The organism is Paraburkholderia lebeckiae (assembly GCF_014201005.1).
Classification (GTDB): domain Bacteria; phylum Pseudomonadota; class Gammaproteobacteria; order Burkholderiales; family Burkholderiaceae; genus Paraburkholderia; species Paraburkholderia tuberum.
This window is the reverse complement of record NZ_JACHDK010000019.1, coordinates 1-13,762: the sequence shown is the minus strand read 5'-3', so window position 1 is coordinate 13,762 and position 13,762 is coordinate 1. Positions and strand designations below refer to the sequence as shown.

12 protein-coding genes are annotated in these 13,762 nt (G+C 59.9%); 6 read left to right on the top strand and 6 right to left on the bottom strand.

What is annotated here, in order from left to right:
* Positions 1–18 precede the first annotated feature (18 nt).
* The 4 genes from HDG39_RS26820 (at position 19) to acuI (ending at position 4,367) form a co-directional block, all read left to right on the top strand.
* Complete coding sequence (locus HDG39_RS26820) at positions 19–1,056, top strand: polyamine ABC transporter substrate-binding protein (protein WP_184010110.1); 1,038 nt, start codon at positions 19–21, stop codon at positions 1,054–1,056.
* 52 nt (positions 1,057–1,108) lie between these two features.
* Positions 1,109–2,371, top strand: coding sequence for an ABC transporter permease (locus HDG39_RS26815; protein ID WP_184010108.1), 1,263 nt, complete (start codon positions 1,109–1,111; stop codon positions 2,369–2,371).
* A gap of 4 nt (positions 2,372–2,375) precedes the next feature.
* Positions 2,376–3,215, top strand: coding sequence for an ABC transporter permease (locus HDG39_RS26810; protein ID WP_018419953.1), 840 nt, complete (start codon positions 2,376–2,378; stop codon positions 3,213–3,215).
* Between the two features lie 144 nt (positions 3,216–3,359).
* Positions 3,360–4,367, top strand: a complete 1,008-nt coding sequence (acuI, locus tag HDG39_RS26805; RefSeq protein ID WP_184010284.1) for an acrylyl-CoA reductase (NADPH) — start codon at positions 3,360–3,362, stop codon at positions 4,365–4,367.
* 113 nt (positions 4,368–4,480) lie between these two features.
* Here the strand turns inward: acuI and HDG39_RS26800 are convergent, their stop codons facing one another.
* The 3 genes from HDG39_RS26800 to HDG39_RS26790 all read right to left on the bottom strand — a co-directional run bounded on the left by HDG39_RS26800 (position 4,481) and on the right by HDG39_RS26790 (position 7,574).
* Positions 4,481–5,992 carry a CoA-acylating methylmalonate-semialdehyde dehydrogenase gene (locus HDG39_RS26800; RefSeq protein WP_184010281.1) on the bottom strand — a complete coding sequence of 504 codons (1,512 nt, stop codon included), beginning with the start codon at positions 5,990–5,992 and terminating at the stop codon, positions 4,481–4,483.
* Positions 5,993–6,146: 154 nt separating this feature from the next.
* On the bottom strand, positions 6,147–7,304 hold the full coding sequence (locus HDG39_RS26795) for an iron-containing alcohol dehydrogenase (protein WP_184010106.1): 1,158 nt from the start codon (positions 7,302–7,304) through the stop codon (positions 6,147–6,149).
* Between the two features lie 48 nt (positions 7,305–7,352).
* The gene (locus HDG39_RS26790; RefSeq protein WP_184010104.1) at positions 7,353–7,574 is read right to left on the bottom strand and encodes a hypothetical protein; all 222 of its coding nucleotides are present in this window, start codon (positions 7,572–7,574) and stop codon (positions 7,353–7,355) included.
* 665 nt (positions 7,575–8,239) lie between these two features.
* Between HDG39_RS26790 and HDG39_RS26785 the strand changes: the two genes are divergently transcribed.
* Positions 8,240–9,169: a LysR family transcriptional regulator gene (locus HDG39_RS26785; RefSeq protein WP_184010101.1), complete on the top strand. Its 930-nt coding sequence runs from the start codon at positions 8,240–8,242 to the stop codon at positions 9,167–9,169.
* Positions 9,166–10,467, top strand: coding sequence for a C4-dicarboxylate transporter DctA (dctA, locus tag HDG39_RS26780; RefSeq protein WP_184010099.1), 1,302 nt, complete (start codon positions 9,166–9,168; stop codon positions 10,465–10,467). Before HDG39_RS26785 ends, dctA begins: the two co-directional genes overlap by 4 nt.
* A gap of 15 nt (positions 10,468–10,482) precedes the next feature.
* Here the strand turns inward: dctA and HDG39_RS26775 are convergent, their stop codons facing one another.
* The 3 genes from HDG39_RS26775 to HDG39_RS26765 form a co-directional block, all read right to left on the bottom strand.
* On the bottom strand, positions 10,483–11,265 hold the full coding sequence (locus tag HDG39_RS26775) for a substrate-binding domain-containing protein (protein ID WP_184010097.1): 783 nt from the start codon (positions 11,263–11,265) through the stop codon (positions 10,483–10,485).
* Between the two features lie 45 nt (positions 11,266–11,310).
* A complete protein-coding gene (locus HDG39_RS26770; RefSeq protein WP_184010095.1) occupies positions 11,311–12,609 on the bottom strand; it encodes an MFS transporter in 1,299 nt (432 codons plus the stop codon).
* 139 nt (positions 12,610–12,748) lie between these two features.
* Positions 12,749–13,762: citrate synthase family protein (locus HDG39_RS26765; protein ID WP_503125006.1), on the bottom strand; the 1,014-nt coding region annotated here is incomplete at its 5' end.

The window sequence follows — 13,762 nt, the reverse complement described above, 5'->3', positions numbered from 1 at the left end:
TGTGCCAAGGAGAACGAAATGAGGTTCTTTAGAAATACGGTCGGCGTGGCTGCCATGATGTGTTGTTCCGCTTTCGCACTGGCCGACAGCCTTACGACGGTCAATTACGGTGGCGCCGTGGGGAACGCCGAGAAGGCTGCTTGGGTTGAACCGTTCTCGAAAGCGAGCGGTATTCCGACGAATGCGATTGAGTACACGGGCGAAATGGCCAAAGTCAAAGCGATGGTCGACGCCAAAGATGTCACGTGGGATGTCGTTGAAGTCGAGTCGGCAGACATCGGACGCGGCTGTCAGGACGGACTCTTCGAGAAGCTCGACTGGTCGAAGATCGCGAAAAAGGGTGATCTGGTGCCTGGATCGGTGACTCCCTGCGCTGCCGGCACATTCGTGTGGTCGACCGTGCTGGCATACAACCCGACGCTGACGAAGGGCACGCCACAGGGCTGGAAGGATTTCTGGGACGTCAAGAAATTTCCTGGCAAGCGTGGCATGAAGAAAGAGGCGCGTTATAACCTCGAATTCGCACTGATGGCAGATGGCGTTCCGGCGAAAGACGTGTACACCGTGCTGGGCACGGAGGCTGGCGTCAATCGGGCGTTCAAGAAGATGGACGAACTCAAGCCACACATTCAGTGGTGGGAGGCTGGCGCACAGCCGCCGCAGTTCCTGGTCGCCGGTGACGTCTCGATGTCCACCGCGTATAACGGCCGCATCGACGCCGCAATGCGGGCAGGGAACAAGAACCTGGGTATCTCGTGGGACCAAAGCGTCTATGAGCTGGATTTTTTCGTGATTCCGAAGGGCTCAAAAAATAAGGATGCAGCCGAGAAGTACCTTGCCTACGTGCTCGAACCTCAGGCTCAAGCTACGTTCGCCCAGCACATCCCGTACGGACCAACCAACAAGGGCGCCTTAAAGTTGCTTGATGCAACCACTCTTGCAAACCTGCCTAACTCGCCGAAGAACGGCAAAACCGCTATCCCCAACGACGTAGACTTCTGGACCGACCACGGCGACGCGCTAGAACAGCGTTTCACCGCGTGGGCAGCGAAATAACGCGAATCGCGTACCCATCGCTCGAACGCAGGGGTACGCGAAGGAGAGAGACATGAGCGCGGTAACTACTCAGCAGCAGGATTGGCATTTGCGTGAGCTCAAGCGATCGCTTAGGAACGTGAATTTACGTAAGCAAATGGCGGCGCTGGCGCTGGTCGCTCCTCTTGCTATTTTCATTTTTCTGGTATTCGTGATGCCCGTTGCATCCATGATTTCGCGGTCGATTCAGAGTCCGGAAGTCGTTGACGCGTTGCCACACACGACGGCGGCTCTGCGAAACTGGGATCGAAAATCGGCAGTTCCGGATGACGCTTTTCGCGGGCTGATGCTCGATATCGAGCGCAACGGCGGGAACAACAGTTCGGGTACCGCTGCCGGTCGACTGAACGGGCAGAAGCCGGGTTTCCGTTCGTTGTTTTACAAGACTTCGAGCGCACTTCCATTCGGCGACGATGATTCAGCGCTGCCTGCGCACGAGGTTCGACAAAAACTGATCGAAATCGACAGGCGTTGGGAAGATCCCGGTTACTGGCAGGTAATCGCTAAAGATTCATCCCGATACACAAGTCAGTATCTCCTCGCGACGATGGACTACCGTCGCGATTCTGCCGGTGACATCGTTCCGGTTGATCCAGGCGCCTCGGCATATCGGGAGGTATTCCAGCGAACGTTCGTGATTAGCGGCCTGGTAACGTTCGCCGCGCTGCTCCTCGGCTACCCCCTGGCATACTGGATCTCCAGTCTGCCGGCGGGTAAGGCAAATCTGCTGATGATCCTGGTGCTCCTTCCCTTCTGGACTTCGATCCTCGTGCGGATCTCCGCCTGGATTGTCATCCTTCAAGGATCGGGCCTCGTCAACAAGGCGTTGCTGTCGCTGGACCTGATATCGTCTCCATTGACACTGCTGTTCAACCGGACGGGGGTGCTGATCTCGATGACTCATATCCTACTGCCGTTCATGATTCTGCCGCTGTACAGCGTCATGAAATCAGTGCCAGCCAGCTATACGAAGGCAGCGATCTCGCTGGGTAGTCACCCGTTCGGCGCGTTCTGGAAGGTCTACTTTCCGCAAACGCTGCCAGGAGTCGGCGCCGGCGGACTGCTGGTATTCATCACGGCTTTGGGCTACTACATTACTCCGGCATTGCTGGGCGGAGCCGGCGACCAGATGGTGAGCTACTACATCGCCTATTTCACGAACGTGGCCTTGAACTGGGGGATGGCGTGCGCACTGGGAGCGGTTCTGCTTCTCGTGACGTTGATACTCTTCGGTGTTTATCGAAAGATCGTCGGCAACGAACTGAAGGTAGGTTAGGACCATGAAAACGACCGTATCGCGTTTTGCACCTTATACGTCGGCTCCCGAGATCGCGTGGCACTACTTTTTGCGATCGACCAATGTCATGATCCTGCTTTTTCTGGTCTTGCCGATACTGGTGATCATCCCGCTTTCTTTCACGGACAATACATTCCTTGTCTATCCGATACACAAGTTCTCGTTCAAGTGGTACCACAATCTGTTCACGTCCATTGACTGGCTTCGTGCCGGAAAAAACAGCTTCATCGTAACCCCGCTTGCCACGATCCTGGCTACTGTCCTCGGGACGTTGGCCGCGTTAGGCCTCAACAAGGCGACGTTCAAAGGCAAGGGCGCGCTGATCGGCATTTTGATCTCGCCGATGATCGTGCCGGTGATCGTCACTGCCGTCGGGATGTATCTGTTCTTTGCGAAGTGGGGGTTAGCCGGGTCGTACCTTGGTCTGATTTTGGGTCATACCGCTATCGCTGCTCCATTCGTGGTGGTCACTGTCAACGCCACCCTTGCCGGGTTCAACCAGAATTACGTGCGCGCGAGCCTGAGCCTCGGTGCGTCGCCCGTCAAGACGTTCTTCTCCGTCACCCTGCCCATCATTGCGCCGGGCGTTATTTCTGGAGCCCTGTTTGCATTCGCCACGTCGCTCGATGATGTCGTCATCACGATGTTCATCGCGGGTCCGACACAAGGTACATTGCCGTTGCAGATGTTCATTGGCCTCCGGGAAAACATTACTCCGACGATTGCTGCCCTTGCGACAATTCTGATTGTATTTTCCAGCCTGCTTCTGGTGACGATGGAGTGGCTGAGGTCCAGAAGCGCGGCGCGACAGATAGCGACGTGACATTGCTTGCCGCGACACCTGTCGCCTTATGCCCGTGGAAGCCGTCGGGCATGGCGTAGTGGTACATCCTGAATGGTTTATGTTGTCTGGATGTATCGCTTCGCCATGCCTGACCGCCTGCGTTTACCGTCAGAGAGGACAAGCATGGCTTTTTCAGCCCTTTATCTGCAGCAGAATGACAGCGGTTTTTCGGCCGGGGTTACCAGCCTCGATGACCGAACGCTCGACGAGCATCCCCTCGCAGCCGGCGAAGTGCTCATTCGTATCGCGCACTCGACGCTTAACTACAAGGACGCGCTAGCGGTCACGAACCGCGGTCCGGTCGTACGCGCCTGGCCAATGGTCGCGGGTATCGATGGCGCCGGTGAGGTGGTGACATCGACAGATTCTCGCTGGAAAGCGGGCGATATCGTCCTCGTCAACGGATGGGGCCTCGGCGAAACACACTGGGGGTGCCTCGCAGAGAAAGCCCGCCTGAAGGCCGACTGGCTGATTGCGGTACCGCAGGGACTATCAACGGCCGAAAGCATGGCAATCGGGACGGCCGGTTACACGGCGATGCTATCCTGCCTTGCGCTGGAACAGGCCGGTGTCAAGCCGGCCGACGGTGAAGTCCTCGTGACCGGCGCGAGCGGCGGTGTGGGCAGCGTGGCAATCTCGCTATTGAGCAGTTGGGGATTTACGGTCGTGGCGTCGACGGGCAAGCCCGAGCAGGCGCATTTTCTGAAGCGTATCGGCGCCGCCGATGTGGTCGATCGGGACTCGCTGTCGGCAGCCGGCAAGCCGTTGCAGAAAGAGCGCTGGGCGGCGGTTGTAGATTCTGTCGGCTCGCATACGCTTGCCAACGCATGCGCACAGACGAAATATGGCGGCGTCGTGACGGCATGTGGTCTCGCGCAAGGCATGGAGTTCCCGGCGAACGTTGCACCGTTCATTCTGCGCGGTATAAAACTGCTGGGCATCGACTCGGTTATGTGTCCGATCGCTCATCGTCAGATTGCGTGGAACCGGCTCGCTGCGAATCTGGATCGAGCAAAGCTCGCCGAACTCACGCACCGAATAGCGTTGCACGACGTGCCGGAGGCAGCCGTGCAAATGATGGATGGAAAGCTGAGCGGTCGCACGGTTGTCGACATTTGCCGCAGCGCATGAGGTCGGGCGCTTCCGTTCGGATTTGAAGGCCTGCGACTTCAGGACCGGTGGTGTGCTCTCCCGTGCCGGGATGTGGCAGCACGGGAGCTGTAGCGGGTTTTGCAGTGGAAAGACTACCTCGCCGTCGGCATCGCGAATTCGGCACCTTGCTCGATACTCTCCGGCCAGCGTTGCATGATTGACTTCTGACGCGTATAGAACCGGACGCCTTCCTCGCCATACGCGTGCGTGTCACCGAACAAGCTACGCTTCCAGCCGCCAAATCCGTGCCACGCCATCGGTACCGGGATCGGTACGTTGATGCCAACCATTCCAACCTCAATTCTCCGGCCGAACTCGCGCGCGATGTGACCGTCGCGCGTGTAACAGGCGACGCCATTGCCGAATTCGTGCGCGTTGACCAGGTCGACGGCCTCTGTAAAGTCCTTCGCACGGACGCAGGACAGCACCGGTCCGAAGATTTCCTCTTGATAGATTCGCATCTCGGGTGTGACGTGGTCGAACAACGTGGCACCGGTAAAAAAGCCTTCCTCGTGCCCCGGAACCTTGAGGCCACGTCCATCGACAACCAGCGACGCGCCTTCTTCGACGCCAATCGCGATGTAGTTTTCAATGCGTTCCAGTGCCTGACGTGTGACGATCGGCCCCATCTCGGCGTCGGCCTCCATGCCGTTCTTTACTATTACGGAGCGTGCTCGATCAGCGAGCCGCGGAATCAGCTTGTCCGCAACGTCGCCTACGAGGACTGCGACTGAGATCGCCATGCACCGTTCCCCCGCGGAGCCATAGCCTGCGCCGACCAAAGCGTCGACGGCTTGATCAATGTCAGCGTCGGGCATCACAACCATGTGATTCTTCGCTCCGCCAAGCGCCTGGATCCGTTTTCCGTGCTTTGCCCCCGTCTCGTAGATGTAGTTGGCGATCGGCGTCGAACCGACGAAACTGATCGCTTTTACGTCAGGATGCTCGAGCAGAGCATCCACGACTACCTTGTCCCCCTGCACGACGTTGAACACGCCGTCAGGCAACCCGGCTTCCTGCAGCAGGCGGGCCATGTAGAGCGAAGCTGACGGATCACGCTCGCTGGGCTTCAGAATGAACGCATTGCCTGCGGCGATCGCGATCGGAAACATCCAGCAAGGAACCATGCACGGAAAGTTAAAAGGCGTGATTCCCGCGACAACGCCGAGGGGTTGCCGGGTCGTCCAGTTGTCGATGTCGGTCGACACCTGTTCCGTATGGTCGCCCTTCAGCAATTGCGGGATGCCGCAGGCAAACTCGATCACGTCAATGCCCCGTGCTACTTCGCCTTGCGCATCGCTGAACACTTTTCCATGCTCGGCCGTCATGATCGCTGCCAGCTCGTCCTTGTGCTGGTTCATCAGTTCGAGAAAGCGGCGCATGACGCGCGCGCGACGGATGGGTGGCGTATTGCTCCATCCCTGGAATGCCTGTTTCCCCGACGCTACTGCGGCACTTACGTCGGACGCGTCGCCGAGGTGCACCATGCGTGCAGGAGAACCGGTCGCGGGGTTGAATATCGGCTGCTTTCGAGTGCCTGAGCCAGGCACGTGGCGACCGTTGATGAAGTGAACCACGTCTGCGTCGTCGTTGAAGGGCTGCATTTCATACTCCTTGCTGGGATTGGAACAGGTTCTAAGTGCCACAAAAACGGGCGATGGGAATAGGGTCTTGCCTTCCGATGGCAAGAGTTGTTGTTGCATCTGAATGACCGTCACTTCGACAGATCAGATGCGGTTTTTTTGAGGGGGAATTCGCTTACCAGAGACCGCGGTAGAGCTCGACCATTTCCGCGACCGAGGGCACGCGTGGGTTATTGCCAGGCGAGCCAGAGGCCAGAGCCTGCTGTGCCATGGTCGGCATTAAGCTGAAGAAGCGCTCGCGGTCGATACCAAATTGTTCGGGCATCGGCACCTGAAGGTCAGCGTTGATCGACCGCAATTCAGCGAGCAACCTGGCATTGGCGGTCTGCGTACTGTCCTGCCTGTCGGCCACCCCCATGGCACGAGCGCAATCAGCGTAGCGTTCTTCCGCCGCCGGGATCGAGAACGCGGTCACACTGGGCAGCAGCATGGCGTTGGACAGGCCATGGGGAACGTGGAAAAAAGCGCCGATCGGTCGACTCATGCCGTGTACCAGCGCCACGGATGCAGCGGAGAACGCCACACCCGCGAGCGTCGAACCGAGCATCAGGGCTTCGCGGGCGGCTGTATCCTGGCCGGATCGATAGGCTTTACGCAGATTGGGACCAATCAAGCGCATGGCCGCCAAGGCCTGACTGTCGCTGTACAGGTTGGCTTTCTGGCTAACGTAGGCCTCGATCGCGTGGGTCAGCGCATCAATACCCGTATCGGCGGTGACGCGCGGCGGCAGGCTGAGGGTCAGGTCGTAGTCGACCAAGGCTGCCACGGGCATGAAGCCGATGCCCACACAGAGCATTTTTTCGTCGTTCTGCTCGTCAGTGATGATCGTGAAACGGGTCACTTCCGAGCCGGTTCCCGCAGTGGTGGGCACCGCGATAATGGGCAACCCAACCTCGGTAACAATGCGCGGAAATTTATAGTCGCGCATTTCTCCACCATGCTTGGCAAGAATGCCAATCGCCTTGGCGCTGTCGATCGGACTGCCGCCGCCCAGTGCAATGATGCTGTCGTAGTCTCCTGCGCGAGCCTTCTCCACGCCAGCTCGAATCGAGTCAACCGTGGGCTCGGGGACCGTATCAGCGAAAATTTCGGCTGTCCTGCCATTGGCGGCGAGATCCTCCTGAATGCGCCCGGCATAGCCCAGCTGCACCATCATCTTGTCGGTGATGATCAAGGGGCGACTGCAGCCGAGAGTCGCCAGAACCGTGGAAACTGTCTCGCTGGCGTTGGCGCCGACCTGAAGGATGCGCGGCAAAATCACTTGGTTAGACATATCGAATCCAGTATTAATGTCGGTTAAATATAAAAAGCTATCCGGGATCTAATCATTAATTGAAGTCTTCGTCTCGATGCCTTGTCTTTTTGATAATTTAGATAATAAAACATCGATACCTTTGATATTGGGAATGGTGAAACTTGCCGGAGCGATATGGATTTCGGTGTTCCTTAATTCCCGGTTAGGCATCACCTGTTCGAGAGGTCCCTGCAGGCGTGCATCGCGATGACGCAATAAATCCTGCGTCATTAATAGAGGTAGCAGCAAGGTGATATGCCCATGGCCGGGCCGGCCGTGTGTTGGCCGAAGTGAATGGCCCCTGACTTCGTAAGCCGGTAGTTGATTAAGCTTCTGTCCATATGACTCATCGACTCGTCTCCCGGACCCGCAGATTTTCTGCAATGCAGGTCATCATTGTCATAGGTAGCCGTCAGCACTGATCAATCGCGTTTCGGCTGCAAGCTGCCGTGGCGGCGCGCTGAGGTTACTGTCGGGTAGAACGAGGAGCGGGTAAAGCAATAAAAAAGACGATAATGGGTCCGCTTTACTTATGGCTTTGGCCGTCGGGGCGAGGTGGAAGGCTATTTTTGCCCATCCCCCGAAATCTGAAATCCTCCGAAAACCGCTGCCAGGCTTGGCTTTGAGGGGTGTACTGCAGCAAAAATAGCCGACCGGTTTATTCTCCACATCGGGAATCGAACTCCCGCAAGGCGTATTGCAAGTCGAGGTCACGACTGCTGTTCTTGCCATCCTTCGGTGCGGGCTTCGTGTCGCTGCAACGCTGTGCCTGACTATCGCTTATCGTATCGGGTCGGCCTCCCGATCCCGCCTTCGGTAACCCCCTCGCGGGCTAATCGCCGGGTGTTGTCCTCAATGGGCGCTTTCACCCGCATCATGCAAAATAGCCGCATCGAAAATGCGGAGGATGGCCCGTGGGTGTCAACTTCGACCTGAACGATTTGCAGGCGTTTCGAGCCGTCGTGGAATTGGGTAGCTTCCGCAAAGCAGCGGAGGCGGTCAATATTTCGCAGCCAGCGCTGAGCCGGCGCATCGAGAAGCTCGAGGCAGCGCTCGGTGTGCGGCTCTTCGAGCGGACCACTCGCAGCGTGACGCTCACCACCATAGGTCGCGTGTTCGCCCCAAGCGCGGAACAACTTCTCGACGATCTCGATGTCGCATTGCTCGGCATCCGCGACGTCTCCAGCAGCCGCCTCGGTCATGTGACCATCGCATGCGTGCCGTCGGTCGCCTACTATTTCCTGCCGAGCGTCGTTGCTGCCTATCACAGCCGCTATCCGCGTATCCGGGTCAAGCTGCTGGACTCGAGCGCCAACGAAGTGCTCGGCTCGGTCATCAGCGGTGAAGCCGATTTCGGCGTCAGCTTCATGGGCAGCCAGGAAACCGAGGTCGAGTTCAAGATCCTGCTGCAGGAACGGTTCGTCGCCGCGTGCCGTCGCGATCATCCCCTTGCCCGGAAAAAGCAGGTGACCTGGAACGAGCTCTATGAACACGAATATGTATCCGTGGACAAGACTTCTGGCAACCGCCTGCTGCTCGATCAGGCGTTGACCAACGTGGCGCCGGCAGTGCCGAGCGTCTGCGAGACTCGCCATGTCACCACCATGCTCGGCCTGATCGAAGCGGGACTCGGTGTGGCAGCGGTGCCTTCGATGGCAATGCCCATGCGCGACCATCCGATTTTGACCAGCGTGGCGCTCGTCGATCCGGTCGTGACGAGGCGAGTGGGTATTGTCAGACGCCGGGGGCGTCCTCTCGCGCCGGCCGCGCAGCAGTTCTATCAGACGATTCTCGACATGAAGCGCAGCGGCATGGCCCGCGCGGCGAAGAAGACCCCGAAATGACACTGCCAAGGCCATTCCGGCTGCTTTACGTCCAGGTCCTGCTTGGAATGGGGCTCGGCATGACCGTCGGCCACTTCTGGCCACAGGTCGGCGCGTCGCTGAAACCGCTCAGCGACGCGTTCGTTGCGCTGGTTCGCATGATGATCGGGCCAATCGTCTTCTGCACGATCGTCATCGGCATCACGTCGCTTGCGAGCGGCTCGAAGATCGGCCGGACCATCGTGAAAGCGCTCGCGTTGTTCTACGCTCTCACCATCGTTGCGCTCGTTCTGGGCCTCGCGACCGCGTTCGCGCTGCATCCGGGTGCGGGACTGCACATCGACGCGCATCATCTGGACACGGCCATCCTGGCGCAGTATTCGACGCGCACGCAGTCGCACGGGCTCGTCGAGTTCGCACTGCATCTGATTCCGGAGACGCTCGTCGGCGCCTTCGAGAAAGGCGAGGTGCTGCCGGTCCTGCTGCTTGCCCTTCTGTTCGGCTTCGCATTGAACGCCAGCGGAAGCGCCGGACGGCGAGTGCAGGAATTCATCGATAGCGTCGCACACGTGCTGTTCCGCATCCTCGCGCTGATCATGCGGCTTGCCCCCGTCGGGGCGTTCGGCGCGATGGCGTTCACGGTGGGCCGTTTCGGCATCCGTTCGATTGGCTCGCTCGGCATGCTGATGTTGTCGTTCTATGCGGCGTGCCTGCTGTTCGTCGTCTGCGTGCTCGGTCCCCTCGCACGCCTGCATCGCTTCTCCCTCTGGCGTTTGCTGCGCTACATTCGCGAGGAACTCGTCATCGTGCTCGCGACGTCGTCGACCGAACCGGTGCTGCCGCGCCTCATCGTCAAGCTCGAAGCGCTTGGCTGCGACAAGGGCATCGTGGGTCTCGTGCTGCCCGCCGGCTATTCCTTCAATCTCGACGGCACGGCGATCTACCTGACGCTCGCCTCGATGTTCATCGCGCAAGCGTGCGATGTACACCTCTCGGGCGGCCGGATCGCGACGATGCTCGTGGTCATGCTGATCACGTCGAAGGGCGCGGCGGGCGTGTCGGGCAGCGGACTGGTTGCGCTCGTCGCGACGCTCACCGTCATTCCCGATCTGCCGGTTGCAGGCGTCGCGCTACTGGTCGGCATCGATCGCTTCATGTCCGAGGCGCGTGCCCTGACGAGTGTGATCAGCAACGCCTGCGCGGTGATCTTCGTATCGATGTGGGAGCGCGCCTGCGACCGAACGCGTCTGAAGGATGCATTGAGCCTGGCGCATGAGCCCGAAGAAGCTTTCGATCAGCCCGCCGACCTGCCGGGCTGAATCGTTGCCGTCGTCTCAATGCGTGGCGATGGAATCGAGCCCGGTCGATGTCACCTCCGGCTGCACGGCGGGCGACGCGAGATAGTCGAGCAGCGCTTTCGCCTCCTTCGGATGCTGCGCGCCGACCGGGATGCCGGCCGCAAAGCGCGTGACGGACTGTATCGACTCCGGAATCTTGCCGACGTAAGCCGCGCCCTTCACCGGGAGCAACTCGCTCACCTGCTGAAATCCCACTTCGTAGTCGCCGGTTGCAACCACCGACGCCACCGGGATCTTCGGGATCATCTTCGCCTTGGCCTTCACCTGTTCCTCGATGCCGAGCCGCTTGAACAACTCGCGCTCGATATAGACGCCGCTCGCGCTATCCGAGTAAGCGATCGACCGTGCATGCAGCAAGGTTTCCTTGAGCGCCGCCTCAGACCCGATGTCGGGCTTCGGCGCGCCATCGCGCACGACCATCCCGATGCGCGAATCCGCGAGCTCGACGCGCGAATCGGGGATCACCTTGCCCTGCTTGATGAGGTCGTCGAGTGCATAGCCGACCATGATCACCACGTCGGCAGGCTCGCCGCGCTGAAGCCGGTTCGGAATGGCCTCCGGCGACTTGCCCATCGACGGTCCGAGCGCGGTATCGAGCGTGTTGCCTGTGGACGCCGCGAACTTGGGGCCGAGCAGCTTGTAGGCGGCGGTGAAGCCGCCAGAGCTCATCACGTGCAGATCGGCGGCCTGCACATTCGCCGCAGCGGCGCCGCTGCCGAGGAGCGCCGCGGTGCAGAGTTTCAGAAGGATGGATTTCATGGTTGAAAGAACGTCAGGCTGAAGTTCGAGGAGCGAAGCGATGCTTCAGGAAGCCGCATGCAGCGGAATGCGATGGCGCCGATACAGTGCGAGTGTGGCGCCGAGCCCGCACACCGCGGCGAAGCTCATCCAGTAGCCCGGCGCGGCCTTATCGCCCGTCATGTGAATGAGCGCGGTCGAGATAACGGGTGTGAAACCGCCAAAGACCGCCGTCGCGAGGCTGTAGGCTAGCGAGAATCCGGCGACACGCACTTCGACCGGCATCACTTCGGTGAGCGCGACGATCATCGCGCCGTTGTACATCCCGTACATGAACGAGAGCCAGAGCAGCACAAGCAGCATGTTGACGAAGCTCGGCGCGTGAGCCAGCAGCGATAGCGCGGGGTAGGCGGTCGCAATTGCCAGGATCGTCATTCCGAGAAGGAGCGGACGGCGTCCGATCCGGTCCGATAGGGCGCCACCGATCGGCAGCCAGATGAAGTTGGAGATCCCCACGCACAGCGTGACGAGCAGGCTATCGGCGGTGCTCAGATGCAGGACCGTCTTGCCAAACGTCGGCGCATACACCGTGATCAGATAGAAGCTCGTGGTGGTCATTGCGACCAGCAGCACGCCCGCGATCACGACATTCCAGTTCTGCACGAGCGTCGTAAAGACTTCTTTCATGCTCGGGCGATGCTGACGCTGTTTGAATTCCTGCGTTTCCTCGAGATTGCGCCGCAAGATGAAGATGAACGGCACGATCATGCAGCCGACGAAGAACGGCACGCGCCATCCCCACGCAGCGATCGCCGCCGTGTCGAGCCACTGATTGAGCGCGAAGCCGAGCGCGGCAGCGATGACGATCGCCACTTGCTGGCTCGCCGACTGCCAGCTCGTGAAGAAACCCTTGCGGCCCGGCGTCGCCATCTCGGCGAGATAAACCGATACGCCGCCCAGTTCCGCACCCGCGGAGAAGCCCTGCAGCAGACGGCCAATGAGAACCAGGGCCGGGGCGAATAGCCCGATCGTCGCATAGCCGGGCACGAACGCGATCAGGATGGTGCCGCTCGCCATGATCGACAGCGTGACAATCAGGCCCTTGCGGCGACCGACATCGTCGATATACGCGCCGAGGATGATCGCGCCGAGCGGCCGCATCAGGAAGCCCGCGCCGAACACTGCGAACGTCATCATCAGTGAAGCGAACTCGCTCCCCGCCGGGAAAAAGACCGCGGCAATCTGCGTGGCATAGAAGCCGAACAGGAAGAAGTCGAACTGCTCCAGGAAGTTGCCTGCCGTCACGCGTAGCACGGCGAATGCCTTCGATTGCACGGGGGCCAGCGGGGGTGAGGAGGGATGCATCGAGGTGTCTCCAGAAATTTTGAACTTGCGGTGTTCGGGCGATTTGTTGTTTGTCGAATGTTCGCCCGGACCACACGAAACGATAAGTGCTATTTTCGAAACGATTGATGTCCGTTGGTTATCAGTGTCGGCGAAGCGCTCAAGCTACGAAGCGGCACTGGGACGCGGGCGTGCGGGTGTCCATGTTGCGCCCCCGGTTCAGGTGATCGTCGATTTCCGCCGCGCAGCCGAGCATGCGCGGATAAAGGAAGATCGTGAACGCGGCAGTCTCCAGATCGGACTCGCTGAATTCACCGCGTCGCAGCGGCTGCCACAGCATCTTCAGCAGCAGCGCCGCGATCACGGCATCGACGTTTACGCAATAGACGTTGCGGGAGACGCCGGCCTCGAACAACGCCTGCACCAGTTCGCGATAGAAAGCATGGAACACGTTGTATTCCCCACGCTTCCCGCACAGTTCCGCGATGAACACTTCGCGCGGATCGTAGTTGACCGGCCTGTCCTTGAAGACGGGATGGTTCACGCCCGGCAGCTTCGCGATATCGAGGCTGCCGGCATGCTTCTGCCGCGCCTTGTACTGCGCATAGCGCTCGACCGAGCGCTCGGCCAGCGAGCGCAGGTCCACGCCGTGCGCGGGGTCGGACGGATCGGCAAGACCGCTGTCCCTGAACGCTTCGATCAGGAACGCGATGCCTTCATAGCCATTGCCGCCGTGCGTATAGCCGGTATGGGTGAGAAAGCCGACCAGCGCCTTGTTGAGCTGCACGCGCTCGGGACTTTCCGGACCGTCGGCCGATACCGCGCCCTTCGCCCCCTGCGCCGAGATCGCACCCGGACCGTTGGTGAGCAGCAGGCCGACGAGCGTTTTGAAGGCGAACAGGTCGTCCGGACCCGGCTTCAGGTTGAGCAGCGCGGCGAAGCCGATTTCTGTGAGACTGCGCTCGTTCAGCAATTCGTCGGTGGAGAAGCCGCAGAAACTGTCCGGGCGATGTCGCGACGCATCAGCCGATGCACCGATCAGCGTCGCGAACAGCATGCTCCACCAGGGCAGGCTTTCCGCGGTCACGCGCGAGATGCGCTTGCGCATGAGCGGGCCCCACGCCAGCGTCGTCGTGATCGCGGCCAGCACCGCGTCGCCGGTCGGGTGAGCGGG